Source organism: Puniceibacterium confluentis (assembly GCF_007923445.1).
Taxonomy (GTDB): domain Bacteria; phylum Pseudomonadota; class Alphaproteobacteria; order Rhodobacterales; family Rhodobacteraceae; genus Puniceibacterium; species Puniceibacterium confluentis.
In genome coordinates this window covers 1-16,354 of sequence record NZ_VOJI01000043.1, presented here as the reverse complement: position 1 = coordinate 16,354, position 16,354 = coordinate 1, and the positions used below count along the sequence as shown (strand labels likewise).

At 61.5% G+C, this 16,354-nt stretch carries 14 protein-coding genes; 11 read left to right on the top strand and 3 right to left on the bottom strand.

Features of this window, described 5'->3' with window-relative positions; translation table 11 throughout:
- Positions 1-142: 142 nt before the first annotated feature.
- The 10 genes from FOY53_RS21660 (at position 143) to fcl (ending at position 12,498) form a co-directional block, all read left to right on the top strand.
- On the top strand, positions 143-1,582 hold the full coding sequence (locus FOY53_RS21660) for a mannose-1-phosphate guanylyltransferase/mannose-6-phosphate isomerase (RefSeq protein WP_146592399.1): 1,440 nt from the start codon (positions 143-145) through the stop codon (positions 1,580-1,582).
- Positions 1,583-1,633: 51 nt separating this feature from the next.
- A complete protein-coding gene (locus FOY53_RS21655) occupies positions 1,634-3,112 on the top strand; it encodes a lipopolysaccharide biosynthesis protein (protein WP_146592398.1) in 1,479 nt (492 codons plus the stop codon).
- Entirely contained in the window at positions 3,105-4,100 is a 996-nt protein-coding gene (locus tag FOY53_RS21650; protein WP_222435313.1) for a hypothetical protein, read from the top strand. The genes FOY53_RS21655 and FOY53_RS21650 overlap by 8 nt, the downstream gene beginning before the upstream one ends.
- The gene (locus FOY53_RS21645) at positions 4,097-5,236 is read left to right on the top strand and encodes a glycosyltransferase (RefSeq protein WP_146592396.1); all 1,140 of its coding nucleotides are present in this window, start codon (positions 4,097-4,099) and stop codon (positions 5,234-5,236) included. Before FOY53_RS21650 ends, FOY53_RS21645 begins: the two co-directional genes overlap by 4 nt.
- Complete coding sequence (locus FOY53_RS21640; RefSeq protein ID WP_146592395.1) at positions 5,233-6,429, top strand: glycosyltransferase; 1,197 nt, start codon at positions 5,233-5,235, stop codon at positions 6,427-6,429. The genes FOY53_RS21645 and FOY53_RS21640 overlap by 4 nt, the downstream gene beginning before the upstream one ends.
- Positions 6,430-6,605: 176 nt before the next feature.
- On the top strand, positions 6,606-8,687 hold the full coding sequence (locus FOY53_RS21635) for a GumC family protein (RefSeq protein ID WP_246107509.1): 2,082 nt from the start codon (positions 6,606-6,608) through the stop codon (positions 8,685-8,687).
- Between the two features lie 348 nt (positions 8,688-9,035).
- The gene (locus FOY53_RS21630) at positions 9,036-9,572 is read left to right on the top strand and encodes an acyltransferase (protein ID WP_186766712.1); all 537 of its coding nucleotides are present in this window, start codon (positions 9,036-9,038) and stop codon (positions 9,570-9,572) included.
- 54 nt (positions 9,573-9,626) lie between these two features.
- The gene (locus tag FOY53_RS21625) at positions 9,627-10,418 is read left to right on the top strand and encodes a sulfotransferase family protein (protein ID WP_146592393.1); all 792 of its coding nucleotides are present in this window, start codon (positions 9,627-9,629) and stop codon (positions 10,416-10,418) included.
- 9 nt (positions 10,419-10,427) lie between these two features.
- Positions 10,428-11,543, top strand: a complete 1,116-nt coding sequence (locus FOY53_RS21620; RefSeq protein ID WP_146592392.1) for an acyltransferase family protein — start codon at positions 10,428-10,430, stop codon at positions 11,541-11,543.
- A 13-nt stretch (positions 11,544-11,556) separates the two neighbouring features.
- Positions 11,557-12,498: a GDP-L-fucose synthase gene (gene fcl, locus FOY53_RS21615; RefSeq protein ID WP_146592391.1), complete on the top strand. Its 942-nt coding sequence runs from the start codon at positions 11,557-11,559 to the stop codon at positions 12,496-12,498.
- A 79-nt stretch (positions 12,499-12,577) separates the two neighbouring features.
- Here fcl and FOY53_RS21610 read toward each other — a convergent pair whose 3' ends face one another.
- Complete coding sequence (locus FOY53_RS21610) at positions 12,578-13,732, bottom strand: acyltransferase family protein (protein ID WP_186766711.1); 1,155 nt, start codon at positions 13,730-13,732, stop codon at positions 12,578-12,580.
- Positions 13,733-13,926: 194 nt separating this feature from the next.
- Positions 13,927-15,195, bottom strand: coding sequence for an O-antigen ligase family protein (locus FOY53_RS21605; protein ID WP_146592389.1), 1,269 nt, complete (start codon positions 15,193-15,195; stop codon positions 13,927-13,929).
- A gap of 398 nt (positions 15,196-15,593) precedes the next feature.
- Between FOY53_RS21605 and FOY53_RS21600 the strand changes: the two genes are divergently transcribed.
- Complete coding sequence (locus FOY53_RS21600) at positions 15,594-16,058, top strand: transposase (protein ID WP_146592388.1); 465 nt, start codon at positions 15,594-15,596, stop codon at positions 16,056-16,058.
- 12 nt (positions 16,059-16,070) lie between these two features.
- On the opposite strand, the gene FOY53_RS21595 is transcribed toward FOY53_RS21600, so the two are convergent.
- Positions 16,071-16,354, bottom strand: a 284-nt coding sequence (locus FOY53_RS21595) for a transposase domain-containing protein (protein ID WP_246107507.1), incomplete at its 5' end; no start/stop codon positions are given.

Here is a 16,354-nt window from a genome sequence, read left to right as displayed (position 1 = left end):
GCACAGCGCCACGCCCTGCTCAAAGAGCACGGCTTTGCCCTGCCGGTCTCTCTGGAAAACGGGTGAGCGACATGCGCCCCCGAACATTGCAACAGGGGCGCTTCGGCCTGTTGGTTGAAGACTGATTAAAAGGATTTGTCCCATGACTTTCTCGAGTGTGACCCCGGTTCTTCTTTGTGGTGGTTCTGGCACGCGGCTTTGGCCGCTTTCGCGCAAGTCCTATCCGAAGCAATTTGTGCCTCTGGTGGGGGAAGAGACGCTGTTTCAGGCCTCTGCACGGCGTCTGTCCGGTCAGCACGAAGGGATCTCCTTCGGAGCGCCGGTGGTTCTGACGAATTCAGATTTCCGCTTTATCGTGACCGAGCAGCTGCATTCGGTCCGCATTGATCCCAGCGCGATCCTGATCGAGCCGGAGGGCAAGAACACTGCCCCCGCGGTGCTGGCCGCGGCGCTGCACCTGGTGGCGCAAAACCCGCAAGCGGTGATGCTGGTGGCGCCTTCGGATCACGTTATCCCGGATTCCGACGCCTTCCGCGCCGCCGTGGTCGAAGGGCTTGCGGCGGTTGAGGCTGGCAATCTGGTGGCCTTCGGCATCACGCCGACCCATGCCGAGACCGGCTATGGCTATCTTGAGCTGTCCGAAAAACCGACAAGCGCCGCGCCGGTCGCGCTGTTGCGTTTCGTCGAAAAGCCCAATGAGGCCACCGCGCAGAGCATGGTCGACGCCGGCACCTTCTTGTGGAACGCGGGGATTTTCCTGTGCAAGGCGGCGGATGTGATCGCGGCCTTTGCCGAACATGCGCAGGGCCTCCTGGCGCCGGTCGAGCAGGCGGTCACCGAGGCCAAGGCCGACCTCGGCTTCCTGCGCCTCGCGCCCGAGCCGTGGTCGACGCTTGAGGACATCTCGATCGACTACGCGGTGATGGAAAAGGCGTCCAACCTGTCCGCGGTGCCGTTTTCCGCCGGCTGGAACGATCTGGGCGGCTGGGATGCAGTCTGGCGCGAAGCCGACCCCGACGAAAACGGCGTTGTGGCGGTGGATGGCGCGACCGCCATCGACTGCGAGAACACGCTTCTGCGCTCGGACAGCGAACGCCTCGAGATCGTGGGCATCGGCCTGAAGAACATCATCGCGGTGGCGATGAACGACGCGGTTCTGGTGGCGGACATGGACCGTGCGCAGGACGTCAAAAAAGTGGTCGCCGCGCTCAAGGCCAAAGGTGCCGATCAAGCGACGCATTTCCCTAAGGACCACCGGCCGTGGGGCTGGTTCGAAAGCCTTGTTGTGGGCAACCGTTTCCAGGTCAAACGCATCCTGGTGCATCCCGGTGCCTCGCTGAGCCTGCAAAGCCACTTCCATCGGTCCGAGCACTGGATCGTGGTCGAGGGCACGGCGCGCGTGACCATCGACGACGAGGTCAGGCTGGTGACGGAAAACCAGTCGGTCTACTTGCCGCTGGGCTGCGTGCACCGGATGGAGAACCCCGGCAAGGTGCCGATGGTGCTGATCGAGGTGCAGACCGGCGCCTATGTGGGCGAGGACGATATCGTGCGCTACGAAGACGTCTACGCAAGAAGTTGAGAACAACGGGGCGCGCCAGCATAAGCGCCCGCTTGCTTGCGAGGCAATGGCATGACCAAGAGTGATATGAGTACGGCTGGCCTTGAGCAGAAGACGCGCCGCAACATGAAGCGGTCCCAGATTATTGTTTTTGCAGCATTTTCTACAAATGCAGGTCTGAACTTCTTTCTGTTGGGTGTGCTGGCCCGTCAGGGCGGACTGGAGCTTGTCGGCCACTGGGCTTTTCTCAACGCCATCCAGTCGACCATGCTGATCGCCGATTTCGGCGTGACCAACGCTTTGACATTTCGCATCGGACGGGACGGGGTGCCCGCGCTGGAACCGGTGTTGCGCGCTATGATGCTGATTGGGGCCGTGACCGTGGGCCTGAGCCTGCTGCTGGCGCTGCTGGGCCGCCCGCTGGGTGACATCCTGACGCCGGTCATGCTGACCGCCGCTGCCGGGGGGCTGCAGCTGGGGTCGAACTGGCTGATTGCCATTCGCATGGGACAGCACGAACAATACTGGTTCAACGTCAAGACCGTGCTGCGCGTGATCATCCAGACGGTGCTTGCGCTGAGCCTGCTGAGGCTGTTTTCCGACAGCCCGATGACCGCCTTTTCCTGGGCGCTTCTGTCTGCGGGGGCGATCGAGGCGCTGTTTGCCGCCGGGATTGTGCGCGGCCAGTGGCGCCTGCGTGGTCCGCTGGCCCGCGGCGCGGCGCTGCAGGATCTGGTGCGCGGCTTCGGCCTGCTGTCGCTGTCCATGCGCGGGCTGCAGCCGCTGTCCCAGCTGATCGTTTCGGCCATGGCCGGGGCCAGCGTGCTGGGCGTATTCACCGTGGCCGCCCGTGCGCCCATCGTGATTTCGCAGTCCGTCAGCGAGGCGCTGCGGGCGCTGCTACCGGGGCTGGCGCGGATGACCGACCTCTCTGAGCGCGCACGCGTCCACACGCTGCTGGCCGATGGCATGGCGGGACAGATTGTGCTGGTCTTTCCGGCGCTGTCGGCCCTGGCCATTCACGCTCCGCTGGTCTTTGCGGTTTGGCTGGGCGAAAGCACCGCCAGCCTCGAGCTCGCGCTTCTGGTGCTGGCGGTCGGGGTCTTTGTCGCCTGCCTGTCGGTGCCGCACTTCTGGGCGTTGCAGGCGCTTGATGCGACGGTCAGCCTGTCCCGGCTGACCTTTGCGCGGGTCGCGATCAGCCTTGGTCTGGGGGCGCTGTTGCTGGCGCTGCTGGGCTCGGCGCTGGTGATGCCGATGATCTATGCGGTCTCGGTTGCTGCCGGGTCCGCCATCGTGTTCTGGCTGTCCCACGCGCGGTTCGGCCTGTTCCTGCCCTGCCTTGCGCATCTGCACTGGGGGCGCATCGCGGTCTATATGGCCGGGGCGCTGGTGCTCAATATCGGGCTGGCCCGCTGGCCTCTGGGCAGCACTGAGGTGCTGCAGCTGGGCGTGATCGCCCTCGTCAACATGATTGCCCTCGGACCGGTTGCGCTCTGGATCACGAAACACAGGGCTTTCTCGATCCGGAAAGGACATGACCATGCTTGAAGGCAGCAAAATGCTGGCACGACAGCTGCTGCGGCAGCTAATCTGGGAAACCTTCAACCGGCATACGTCCAGTGGCGGCGCGGACATCGCATTGGTCGGGTCGCGACGCTCGGGATCGACGCTGCTGATGCAGGTGATCGGGCATCACAAGGGCATGAAATCGATCGACCAGCCGTTCTCGGTCTACACGGCGACCGGCCCGCAGATGGAACACCTGCCCTGGCCCGCGGGCGGCTTCTTTGTGCAGCCCTCGGGGGCCGAGCGCGGCGCGCTTGTGGCCTATATGGAGGCTATGCGTGCCGGTCGGCTGCACGTGCTGGAGCCATGGCGTTTCTGGTGCCCAGATTTCCACTTTCGCTCGGACCGGCTGGTGCTCAAGACCACGGATGCGCATCACATCCTGCCGTTGCTCGAAGAAACCGGCTTTCGCAACATCCTGTATTTCCGCCACCCGGTGCCACAGGCGATCTCTTGCGCGCGCAATCACTGGGGCGACAAGCTTGATGTTTTTGCCCGCAACGCGGTGTTCACAAGCCAGGTCCTGAACGCCGCACAGCGCGCGGAACTGGAGGGGCTGGTCGGGCGCGTCGATGCCGAAAGCGAGCTGGCGCGCTATGTGCTGTGCTGGTGTCTGGAGAACATGGCGCTGTTCGATACGCTGGCCGCGGGGACGCCTGTGGTGTTTTACGAGGACATGGTGCTGGACCCCGACGGGACCATCGACCGGCTGGTGGCGCTGTGCGACATCACCCGTACCCCGCAGATGCGCGGCATGCTGGGCAATGCCTCGGTATCGGTGCGCGGGCTGAGCGATGCCGAGGGGGCGGCGGCGATCCGCGACGGTGACACGCATGCCATGATCGGGCGCTGGCGCAAGAAAGTCGACGATGCGGCTCTTGAGCGGGTGCAGGGCATTCTCGACTTGTTCCCCGGCTGCCCCTACAGCGCCGCCGAGATCCTGCCGCGTAGCAGCGAGGCGTCGGCATGACAACCCTCACCTATTTCGAACCCCTCGAGGCCGGGCACTGCGCATTCTGGGCGCGGATGACCCTGCTGGCCGCCGCCCGCGATCCGCGGGTCAGCCGGTTGCGGCTGGTGACAGGTGCCGAGATGGCCGACCGGCTGTCCGACGTGATCACGACCGCGGGCCCTGAGGTCACCGTGCTGGACGAGACCGCCATTGCCGCGCTGCGCCAGGACGGGCTAATGGCCCGGGGCCGCGCCCAGTGGGCCGCCGCGCGCGCGCAGCTTGACGGTGTCGGAGGCCAGCTGTTCCTGCCCTTCATGGACCACGCGGTCTATGGCGCGGTGCTGGACCGGGCCAAGGTCGAGGGGCAGATCTCGGGGATCATCTTTCGCCCGCCCAACACCTACAATTATCCGCTGAGCGTGGGGCGGCTCAAGCAAAGCACCCGGCGTTGGGGCAGCTATCTGGCGGCGCAGCGACCGGAACTGCGGCGCCTGTTCTCGCTGGACGAATACGCCCCCCGGGCGGCGATTTCGCGGATGGCGGGGCTTTTGACCTTTCTGCCCGATCCAACGCCTGACCTGTCCCTGCTCGAGAACCGGGCGCGCCAGCCGCGCGCGGACGGGGGGACCGTCTATCTGCTGTTCGGGGCGCTGGCGGAGCGCAAGGGGATCTTTGCCCTGCTCGACGCTTTGGGGCACCTGCCCGCAGATAGCCGGGCGGGTCTTGTCCTGCGCTTTGTCGGCCGGATCGATCCGGCGGACCGGTCGCGTTTCATGGCGCATCTTGCGCAGGTCCAGAGCGCCTGCCCCGAAGCGGTCATCGAACTGGTGGATGATTTTGTCTCGGACGAGACGCTGGCCCAGGAAGTGGTGGATTGCGACGTGGTGCTGGCCCCCTACCAGAACCATATCGGATCATCCGGCGTGGTCTTCTGGGCCGCGGCGGCGGGCAAGCCGCTGATCGCGCAGAACACCGGCATGATGGGGTACCAGATCGCCGAGCACGACCTGGGGCTGACGGTGAACACGACCGATCCGCTGGCGCTGGCGCTGGCGCTGGACCGCACCGAGGCGCGCCCGCGCAACGCCGCCTTTCTGGCCGCGCATACGCCGGACCGTTTTACCGACACGATTTTGGAGGGGCTCCTGGCATGAACCTGCTGATTGTCGTTCGCACCTATCCGCATCCGCCCCGCGCGGGCGATCTGCGTTTAAACGCAGACCTGATCGATGCCTTGGTGGCCGAACCGGACACCTCGGTGACAGTTTTCTGCGGCACCGGCCTGCCCGAGACGCCGCTCAGTCGGCCTGGCCTGCGCTGGACCGGCAGCGCTGTGCCCTATGGCAGCGGGCGGCGGGACGATCTGCGGGCGCTGCTGGGCAAGAAACCGCGCGCCGCCGAGCGCGCTCTGCCTCCGAAATCTCTGGAATCTCTGAAAAGGCTTCTGGATGAAACCTCTTTCGATGCGGTGATCCTGAGCGAGTCCTGCACGGCCCCCGCGGCTGAGCTGGTGCGCGCGGCGGGGCTTCCGGTGCTTTATGTCTCGCACAATGTCGACATCGACATCCGGCGCAGGATCGCCGACGCGGTGACCAAGCCGATCCTGCGCCGACTGCAGCAGAAGGACGCGGCGAAATACCGGGACATGGAGCTGGCGCTGCTGGAGCAGGCCGATGCGATCACGGCGATCACCGCCGAGGATGCCGCGCGCTATCGCGCGCTGGCACCGGACAAGCCGGTGATCGAGTTGTCTCCGGGCTATGTGGCCGACCCGGTGCTGCCGCAGGACCACGAAAAGACGCGGCCGCTGGCCGTGATCGTGGGGTCCTTTGAATGGAACGCCAAGCTGCACAACCTCGATGACATCCTGGCGGCCTATCAGGCGGCGGGCGGGGCGGCGGCGGGCTTTGATCTGCGGATCGCCGGGCGCATGGCCCCGGACCGGCTGGAGCAGTATCGCGCGGGCTTTGTCGATGTCAGCTTTACCGGGGAATTCGACAGCCTCGAGGAGGTCACCGCCGATGCGCGCATGGCCCTGGTGCTTGAGGACCTGGGCGGCGGCTTCAAGTTGAAGGTTCTGGACTATGTCTTCAGCCGCCTGGTGATCGTGGCCTACCCCCATGCCATGGCCGGCAGCACGCTGGCCGAAGATGGGCACTACGTGGCGGTGAGCACCCTGCCCGAGGCGATGCAGCGGATCGGGTCGATGATCAACGACACCAACGCGCTCGACAAAATGAGTGGCGCGGCACTGGAGCAGGCCCGTGACCGCTTTAACTGGCCACCCAGAGCGCGCGCACTTCTGCAGCTGGCTGCTGGCGCATCGACGTCTAAGGTGGCGAAATGATGCGGTTTTTGCGGGCCTTGCGTGAAACCGCTTGCCCTCGTGTTGCGAGGCCCTTTAGTGGAAAGGAAAGCATTTGGTCATGACAGTATCTCTCCTGTTCCTCCGTGAGAGACACCTACGCATCAGGAGTTAAAGTCCCTTTGAATACCTCCAACTCTGCGACCGCGACATCCGGTGTGAGCGATCAGGAAAGTCTTGATATCTTTTCGCTTTTACAGGTTTTGTGGCGAAACAAGCTTTGGATTCTTCTGTCCGCGGCCCTCGGGGTCCTGATGGCGGGATACTATGCGTACATGCTTGCTGTTCCGACCTATACCGCCAGGGCGGTGGTCATGCTGAACAGCCGTCAGGAAACAGTTGTCGATATCCAAAGCGTCGTGAGCGGCCTGGGGGCGGATACTTCCGTGGTCAACACCGAGGTCGAGGTTCTGCGAAGCCGGACCCTGATGACCAAGGTCGTGGAAAAGCTGGACCTGACCTCGGACCCCGAGTTCAATCTGTTACTGAGCGAGCCGAGCCTGATCGACAAGCTGCAAGCCCAGGTCCTTGGCTACCTCGGGATCGAGAATGGCAACGTGCAGGTCTTGCCGGAGATGGAAGCCAAGCAGGAGGTCGATGGCACGGTCAGCCAGCTCTTGCAGAAACTGTCGGTGGTCAACGTACCCCAAAGTCTGGTGTTCCAGATCGTGGTCACAACGGAAAACCCGGTCAAGTCCAGCACCATCGCCGACATGATCGTCGATCAGTATATCCTTGATCAAATCGAAGCCAAGTACAACGCAACCGAACAGGCCACCAGTTGGTTGGCCGAGCGCGTCAGCCAGCTTCAGGCGCGCCTTGAGAACGCCGAGGAACAGGTCAATGAGTTCCGGGCCAACACCGAGCTGCTCACCCCGGAAGGCATTGCCGCGCAGGAACGCCAACTCAGCGATCTGCGCGAGCGGATCACGAACACCGAAGCCCTTCTGGAGACGACCGGTGAACGGCTGAGCAGGCTTGAGGCCGCGCAGACCCCGCAAGAGCGCGCCGCGGCGGCCGATGATGCACAGCTGAAGGCGCTGCTGCCGCGTATCGGCGATCCGTCGATACGATCATCTATCGAAAGCCGCTTTCAACAGATTGTCGCGCGCGCGGAGCTGGAAGCCGGTCGTGCCCGTTCGCAGTTCGAGACACTGCACGCCTCGGCGCGCGACGTGGCCACCATGCTCGACCAGCAAGGGAAAGACCAGATCCGGTTCCAGCAGCTGGAGCGCGAATCCGAAGCTGCCCGGTTGCTGTACCAGTACTTCCTGACACGCCTTAATGAGACTGCAGCGCAGCAGGGGATCCATCAGGCCGACAGCCGACCCCTGTCCTTTGCGGTGATCCCGAACGGGGCAAGCACCCCAAAGAAGGCCATGCTGCTTGCTGTGGGTCTGGTCATCGGCTGCATGATGGGCAGTGTGATTGTTCTGGTACTTGAGCTGAGAAACGACTCTATCCGCACCGGCCGGGATCTTGAGGCCGGGACCGGCTATCCGGTTCTTGCGCAGGTTCCGCAGGTGCCGGTCAAGGGGCGCATCGCCACGGCCCGGTATTTCTCGGAGAACCCGACTTCGGCCGCGGCCGAAGCGGTGCGCAACCTGCGAACCTCGCTCATGTTCTCGAACATGGACCGGTCCCCCGAGGTCATCATGGTCTGCTCTGCGGTCGCCAACGAAGGCAAAACAACTCTGACCCTCGCGCTGGCCCAGAACTTTGGGGCCATGGGCAAGCGGGTCTTGCTGGTCGATGGCGATATCCGCCGTCGCACGCTGACCGAGTACACCCCGAGTGTCGGCCGGGAAAAAACCGGGCTGCTTGCGGTTTTGTCCGGAGATGCCTCGCTTGAGGATACGGTGGTCAGGAATGAGTACTCCGGGGTCGATATCCTTCTGGGGGAAAAAACGACGGCCAATGCCGCAGATATCTTTGCCTCCAACCGCTTTGGCGAATTCATCAAGAGCGCGCGCGAAAAATACGACCTTGTGTTGATCGATACGCCGCCGGTCCTGATCGTTCCCGACGCCCGGATCATTTCCCAAAGTGTGGATGCCGTGGTCTTGGCCGTCCGTTGGGACGCCACAAGCCTGGATCAGGTCACCGAATCCCTGAGCCTGTTCGAGACGGTGAATGCCCGTGTGGCCGGTCTGGCGCTGACTCAAGTGAATACGCGGCGCATGCAGCACTACGGATACGACTATCAGCACTACAACAAGAATGAGTATTATACAAACTGACGACCTAAGCCGTCTTTCATATGCTCCAGATGTCCATTTCCCGGGGAGGTCGTGTTAGACTTTACCGGGATCGAAGGCGATCAAACTTCGGTGGCCTCCAAGAGAAACGGACGCCGCAGAAGCGCGTCCTAATAGATTTTGGGATTTTACGATACCTCCCCGGTGGTGTCCCTGCAGGATGCGACAAGCGCTTGTTTTCCGGGGCTTCTATCGAAACAATGACCTTTTTTCCTATCTTGGATTTCGAAAAAATGGTCATGAGAATTAAGGCGGTGTGACTTTTGTGTATTCAGCGGAATGACATGACTCTGTTGCCCGAATTTTTGTTTTAATGGAATCATGAGCCGAATGCTTAATATTGTTTACGGGTTGTATACGCTGATCATCGAGGCGATCGGGTGGCTTCCTTCGCAGCATCTGCGGCGATGGCTCTATCGTCGACTGGGCCGGATGCGTCTGGAGAGCAACGTGGCGATCTATCGTGGCGTGCGGATGCGCGGCACAAAGAAGATCGAGATTGGTGAAGGCACGTCGATTGGCGACCGCTGCGAGCTTGACGGACGCGCGGGCCTGCGTTTCGGACGCTGTGTCAACGTGTCGACCGAGGCGATGTTCTGGACGGCGCAACACGACTACCGGGTGCCCGAGTTCACCACGGTTTTTGCCCCGGTCGAGATCTGTGACTGGGTCTGGATCGGACCGCGGGTCATCGTACTGCCCGGCGTCACCGTCGCCGAGGGCTGCGTTGTCGCCGCTGGCAGCGTGGTGACCAAGTCCACCGAGCCCTACGGCGTATATGCGGGGATCCCGGCGCGCCGGATCGCCGAGCGCCCGCAACATGAGTTTACCTACATGCCCGGTCGTCACCATGTCCCTTGCATCTGAGCGGGACAGGTTTGGCGAACCACGGCGCTGTCCAGAAATTCAAAGGAGGCCATCGTGCTGATCATCTGCAATGGCATGCCCCGTTCGGGATCGACATTGATCTACAACCTCGTCCGTCTGTACCTGGAACAGACCGGCGGCACCCGCAGCATGGGGTTCTTTGACGGTGCCGACCTCACGCGCAACGGCCCGCAGTTCAGCGAGGCGTCGACAAGCGACGAGGCCTGCATTCTCAAGACGCATTATGCCTTTGACCGCGATGCGCTGCCCGACGCCGGGAAGGTTCTGGAAATCTACACCATCCGCGATCCCCGTAGCATGGGCGCGTCGATGATGCGCATCTGGCAGTTCACCGAAGACCGGGTTCTGACCATGTTGCGCATCCATATGGTGACGGCGAACGCCTACAAGGCCCGTTCGGATGTCATTTTCCTGCGCTACGAGGATCTCGAGGAGCGTCGGCCCGAGCTGTTCCGCGCGGTCAGCGCCTTTGTCGTGCGCCCTTATTCCGAAGAGGCCATGCTGGCCGCGGTGGCGGGCGTCGACACGATCCGCGATCAAAGCGAGCAGGACTCGATGCGCTCGGTCAAGGCCTTCCTGTCGCGCAGTTTCCTTGCGGTGAACCGCTGGCTGCGCGCGGGGCGGCTTTTGAAGCGCCTGATGCCGGATCGGGCGGTGGCTGAGCTGAAAAACCGCCTGTTGTTCATCAACAAGGAAACCATGCTGCACCCCGGGCACGTGGGAAAATTGACGCCGCAGGACGAGGTGCGCGCCGTGAAGCGGGCCGTCGAGGTGACCTTCGAGGATTGGATGGCCGAGAACGGCTATCGGGCGGACGTGAGATGAGGAAATAAGATGGTTGAACTGAGTGCATCCCCTCATGGACGTCGCAGCAGCGCAGGCGTTCGCCTTTGGGGGTTGCAGGCCGAAAGCGATGCGTTCCTGCGTCTTGACCTGCTGCGCTTTATCGCGTCGATGGGGATCGTCCTGTTCCACTATTCCGAATGGGTCGGCATTGACCGCCAGATCACCAGCGGACTGCAGCTGTTCGTCGACGTGTTCTTTGTCATCTCGGGGCTGGTGATCTGCTATGTCTACTCCGAAAAGGTCCACAGCCGTGCGCAGATCCAGAACTTCTGGATCTCCCGGATCGCCCGGATCGTGCCGCTGCACTGGGCCATGACCCTTGCCTATGTCTCGCTTGGCCTTCTGGCGGGCGCCCTGGGCATGGGGCTGAACCAGCCCGAGAAATACGACATCTCCTGCTTGCCCGGGGTGATGACGCTGACCCATGCCTTTGGCGGCTGCGATCACCTTGTCTACAACTTCGTCAGCTGGTCGATCAGCGCCGAATTTGCCATGTATCTGCTGTTTCCGGTGCTGGCGCTGATCATCGTGCGGTCACGTCTGGCCGTGCTGGCGCTGTTTGTCGGGGCTCTGGGGGCGCTGTACCTGCTGGATGACGGCTGGTGGACCCGCAGCTACAACTTCGGTGTCCTGCGTGCCTTGCCGGGGTTTCTTCTGGGATGTGTGCTTTACCTGTGGCGCGCCGAACTGAGCGCGCTGCGTCTGCCGGGTGTCCTGTTTGGTCCCGTGCTGGCGAGCCTGCTTGCGGGCATGATCCTGATCGAAGCGCAGGGGGTGACGGTCCTGCTGTCCTATCTGGCGGTGACCCTGATCTATGCCATGGATCGCCACGGTCCGCCCAATGCCGTGATGATCCGTCTGTCCTTGCTGGGTCAGCTGACCTATTCGCTGTACATGCTGCATCCGCTGTTCCAGACGGTTGCCCTGTCGGTCATTGGCGAACGCATTCTGGGTCTGCAGGGCAGTGTCATGACCCTCTATGTCGTGGCAAGCCTGCCGGTTCTGATCGGTCTCTCCTACCTGTCGCTGGTCAAATTCGAAACACCGATGCGCCGCCTTGTCCGCAAACGTCTGGCAACCCGGTCTGTTGAAGTCAAAACATGAGAAAGGCCCGAAAGTGTCCTATAATCTGAGTGGAAAGCGTATCTGGGTCGCGGGTCACCGCGGTATGGTCGGGGGCGCTGTCGTCCGGCGTCTGGCATCCGAGGGCTGTGAGGTCATCACGGCGGGCCGTGACGTGCTTGATCTGACCGATCAGCATGCAGTGCGCGATTGGATGCTGAAGACAAAGCCCGATGCCATCGTCATGGCCGCGGCCAAGGTCGGCGGCATCAAGGCCAACAGCGACTATCCGGTGGATTTCCTGCTGCAGAACCTGCAGATCGAGACCAACATCATGGATGCGGCGCATCAGGCGGATGTCGAACGCTTCCTGTTTCTGGGCTCCTCGTGCATCTATCCCAAGCTGGCGCCCCAGCCGATTCCCGAGGACAGCCTGCTAACCGGCCCGCTGGAGCCGACCAACGAATGGTACGCGATCGCCAAGATCGCGGGCATCAAGCTGTGTCAGGCCTATCGTACCCAGTACGAGAACCGTGACTGGATCTCGGCGATGCCGACCAACCTGTATGGCCCGGGTGACAACTACGATCTAAATTCATCCCATGTGCTGCCGGCGCTTCTGCGCAAGTTCCACGAGGCCAAGAAATCCGGTGCGCCCTCGGTCGAGCTTTGGGGCTCGGGGACACCGTTGCGCGAGTTCCTGCACTGCGACGACCTGGCGGATTCGCTGGTCTTCCTGCTCAAGGAATACTCGGGCTACGAGCACGTGAACTGCGGTTCGGGCGTCGAGGTATCCATCCGCGAGCTGGCCGAAACCATCGCCCGCGTGGTCGGCTACGAGGCCGAGCTGACCTTTGATGCCACCAAGCCCGACGGCACGCCGCGCAAGCTGATGGACAGCACGCGCCTGCACGAGATGGGCTGGAACAAGGCCCGCTCGCTCGAGGATGGCGTCAAGGACGCCTACGCGCATTTCCTGAAACTCGAGATCGCCTGAGCCGGATCAATCACGGCACGGGAATTGCCCTTTCTTACCTTCGCACGCAGACACGGCCCATACGAAAAGACCCGGGCCTTCAGGCTTCTGCAGCTTTGGCATGAGTTTTCGGGCCCAGGAAACGGCTGCGCACGAATTTTGCAGCAGGCGTTTCGAAATATCGCCACGACAGTGTCCCCAACCCGATCATAACGGCACAGAACCCTATGAAATACAGCGACCACGAGATCAAACCGCCCGGCAACGGCAGTTGGTCTCCCGCGAACAGAACGGGCTGGTGCGTCAGGTAGATGAAGAAACTGTACTTGCCGAAAGTGCGCAGCAAAGACATCTGCATGATCCGGGCGACCAAACCTTTGTCCATCGACAATGTCAAAAGCAGCGTGCAGGTCAGGGCGATCAGCGGATACCCGAACAGTTGTACACTCGGCAGCTGGTACGAGGTCCCGCCCGAAACAATAAACACCAACACAAGCAGGACCGCAGATCCCAGAAGCAGCCAGGGCAGAAGACGGCGATGGCGCCACAGATAGTCGCCCCTCAGCGCCAGCATCGAGCCAAAGATCAGCCCATCGCCATGGGTCAACGTGAAATGGTAGATAAGATCGTGATCCACTTGGCCTATCAGCGTGGCCCGCAAAACCAGCTGGGCGACGAACAGCGCGGGCAAAATCACTGACAGCGTCTTGCGCTGCAGCATCAACACCAAAAACGGCCAGACCAGGTAGAACTGTTCCTCAACTGCCAGCGACCAGGTCACGGCGAAGGCTGGATTGTAGTTGTCGATGCCGAAGATTTCGAAAAGGTTGCTGGCGAAGAAGCCATACAGATACCAATACTGGGCAACGTCATCCATCAGAGGGTCGAACTTGGGGTGCAGTGACACCGCCGAGGCAAGCAGGAAGATGAAGAAGATTGCATAGTATAACGGAAAGATCCGGCCGACCCGCTTGACGTAGAAGTTGCGGAAAGCATTGGCGCTTCCCTTCGCTTCGAGCAGGATCGAAGTAATCAGAAATCCGGACAGTACGAAGAACAGGTCAACCCCGGCCCAACCGAATTGGAAGATCTCGTCTACCAGTGGGGGAGATCCAGTGCCGGCCCCCGATAATAGGCGTGCACGATGAGCACCATGAGAATTGCGCACCCACGCAACCCGTCGAGGCCAAGGATATGCTGGCGGGCCGGATTCGGCAAAGGATCTAATGAGGAAGCGGCTGGCGTCATAATACAATAAGTTCCTCTGAAAAAACGGAAGTTTTTGAAATTGCAAAGGAGAATTTCCTGCGCCTCCAGTTCGCTAACGGATGGGCTTGGAAGCTGTCAATATTGAAACGCCCGACTGAGCCGCGTATCCTAAAGACGGGTAGAAAAATTTGCGCAACCGCACAGTTTGGCGCCCGCCACCGCTATATATGCGATCTGATCTCACGCGAGTGTCCTGCGTCTGTCTGCGGACAATCCAAAGGCAACAAGGCACAGGGGGGCGATTAAAAGCGGGGTATTAACAGCGGCAGTGAAGAAACCGTACCCGACATAAAAGGCCCAGAACGGGATAGCGGCGGCCGAAAAGCTGCGCCGGATCTGCTCGATACAGAACAGCCAGATCGCACTGCCGAGAACACCAAACTGCGCCACCATGCCAAAATGGATATTGCCGAAGCTTCTGGCTATCTCGTACGATTCGTTGCGGAAAAACTCGGGCGCGTAGGACGAGACGAAGGTGATGTGGAAAAACCGCTCAAGCAGAGCCTGTGATCCCAGCCCGTATCCGAAAAGCGGTCTCTGCTCGAGGGACATCATCATCACCAGGTAAGGCTGCACGATGCGTTGATATGTTGAGGGTTCGATGCCGCCCCCGTTGCCGCTCAGGCGGACGGTGGCAATCTGGTAGACGTAGACCGCGACCAAAGCCAGCGTGAGCACGGCTGGTAGCATGATGAACGGCGAGCGGAACGAGCGACGCCATCCTCGTGCCTGCAAGATCATCAGAACGATCACCCCAACCGCGATCAGGATGACCGGGCTGGCAATCACCATATACCCGGCGACATTTACCACGAGGTGCTTGATCCGCCGTGAATCCAGCGCCGCCGCGACGGTGATGAATGTGGCAAAGAACTTACCCAGGTGCGAGGGCTCGCTGGTCAGCAGCTTGGGGCGGACGAAGCCGTGATTCGCCAAGTCGCGAGCCTCGCCATCATAGAGGATGGATGCCGGGTAAAGCGCTGAGCGTATGCCGTCGCTGATCGGGCGCAGGGGCCCCAGCCTTTCGAGCAGCGCACCGATGATGATGGCTACGGTGATCCACCAGAACCACTTTGCCATGCGGCGTTTCCCCAGTCGCCGCAGTTGGGTGCCAACCGCGAGGCTGGCGAAGATCGACAACCACAGCAGGATGGTCGAACTGGTCTGGTTACCCAAGTCACTGGGATGCGCGAACGACGTGATCAGAAGCATGACAGTGCCGAAGACCAGAAAGAAGATCATCGGGTGGTAGGGTGCGGGCCCGGGAAAGGCCAGCACGGACAGCACAAGGCTTGGCAGCAGGAACAACCCATAGGGTACACCGAGGGGCACCTGCAGATACAGCCCCAGAATTGCGGCGATGAACACCAGCCGCCGCATGAGCACCAGCTGGGTCAGGTCCTGCCTTTTGCTCGGGCCATAGGGGGCCGAGGTGTGGGTTTGGCTCATCTCGAGAGTTCCTTGATTGCAGGGCACTTGGGGCAGTCGTGGATCGCTGGCTGTTGGGCGCTTTTATACCTCCGCACGACTTGATCGTATAGGTCGGCGATGCCCTTTGGACCTGTCACGGTTTGATGCCGCTCCTTTGATAGCATCGGGGCTGTCGTTCGCCTGTGCCGGTTGATCGAACCGTACCGGGACTGGTCGTTGCATCAGGTAATTCTCGCTGACCTGCATCGCGCGAGGGTGCGTCGTGGCTCGCCTCGCAAGACGGGTCGTATTCTGTCCAGTGATGTGTTGTTTGAGGCCGGTGCGCGCCTTGTGCATGATAATAGCGGCCCCATCAGGAACCGGGATGAGGCCGTGCGCCTCTGGCCGTCGTCACGCGCCGGTTCCGAGTGCCGCTAATGTGGGTGCTTCTGGATCATGCGGGCAATTCAGCCACTGCGCAGCCTATTGCACTTATGGAACTCTATCTGCGGCTGTTCGGGGCGGCCTCCATTGACGCGTTGCTGGCGGATCGCGAGTTCATTGGTGCTGAATGGATGCATTTTCTCAATAAAAACGATGTTCCCTTTGCCATCCGCCTCAAGGAAGACATGCTGATCCGTCTTGCTGACGGCAGTCTGCGCCAATTTCGCACCCTCCTTCGCAAGCGCGGCACTTGGGAAGGCTGGCTAAACGGCATGGAAGCATCACCCGACGACCGACTGCGCATCGCCGCCAAGCGCATCAAGGGCGGCGAGTTGCTTATCGTCGCCACCAGCCTCGATGACGCCGGGCGCGGCCTCAACCTCTGTCGCAGGCGATGGGGGATCGAATGCATGTTCGCGGATGCAAAGTCTCGTGGCCTCAACATCGAAGACACGTAACCGGTGTTCCGATCACACCTTGGCGGCGTAATTCCAGGGCATGAGGTCGGCGATACTGCTCTGCATGTGACCTCCAGCGATAGCCGTTAGGGTCGTTGCCAGCCAAGCGTGCGGATCGACGGCGTTCATTTTGCAGCTCTCGATCAGCGAGGCGATAACGGCCCAGTTTTCTGCCCCCGCGTCGTGACCGGCAAAGAGGGCGTTCTTCCGGTTTAGCGCCAGTTCCCATTCATTCTGCCCATGTCGGGCAGGTTTATCGGGTTCATTATCGATGGCATGCCTATTTTGGCGCGGAC

Excerpts from the sequence above, each read along its gene's own strand:
- FOY53_RS21660 (WP_146592399.1), top strand. The coding sequence starts at position 143 with ATGACTTTCTCGAGTGTGACCCCGGTTCTTCTTTGTGGTGGTTCTGGC.
- FOY53_RS21605 (WP_146592389.1), bottom strand. The coding sequence starts at position 15,195 with ATGAGCCAAACCCACACCTCGGCCCCCTATGGCCCGAGCAAAAGGCAG.
- FOY53_RS21640 (WP_146592395.1), top strand. The coding sequence starts at position 5,233 with ATGAACCTGCTGATTGTCGTTCGCACCTATCCGCATCCGCCCCGCGCG.
- FOY53_RS21645 (WP_146592396.1), top strand. The coding sequence starts at position 4,097 with ATGACAACCCTCACCTATTTCGAACCCCTCGAGGCCGGGCACTGCGCA.
- FOY53_RS21630 (WP_186766712.1), top strand. The coding sequence starts at position 9,036 with ATGCTTAATATTGTTTACGGGTTGTATACGCTGATCATCGAGGCGATC.
- FOY53_RS21655 (WP_146592398.1), top strand. The coding sequence starts at position 1,634 with ATGACCAAGAGTGATATGAGTACGGCTGGCCTTGAGCAGAAGACGCGC.
- FOY53_RS21620 (WP_146592392.1), top strand. The coding sequence starts at position 10,428 with ATGGTTGAACTGAGTGCATCCCCTCATGGACGTCGCAGCAGCGCAGGC.
- FOY53_RS21600 (WP_146592388.1), top strand. The coding sequence starts at position 15,594 with ATGTGGGTGCTTCTGGATCATGCGGGCAATTCAGCCACTGCGCAGCCT.
- FOY53_RS21650 (WP_222435313.1), top strand. The coding sequence starts at position 3,105 with ATGCTTGAAGGCAGCAAAATGCTGGCACGACAGCTGCTGCGGCAGCTA.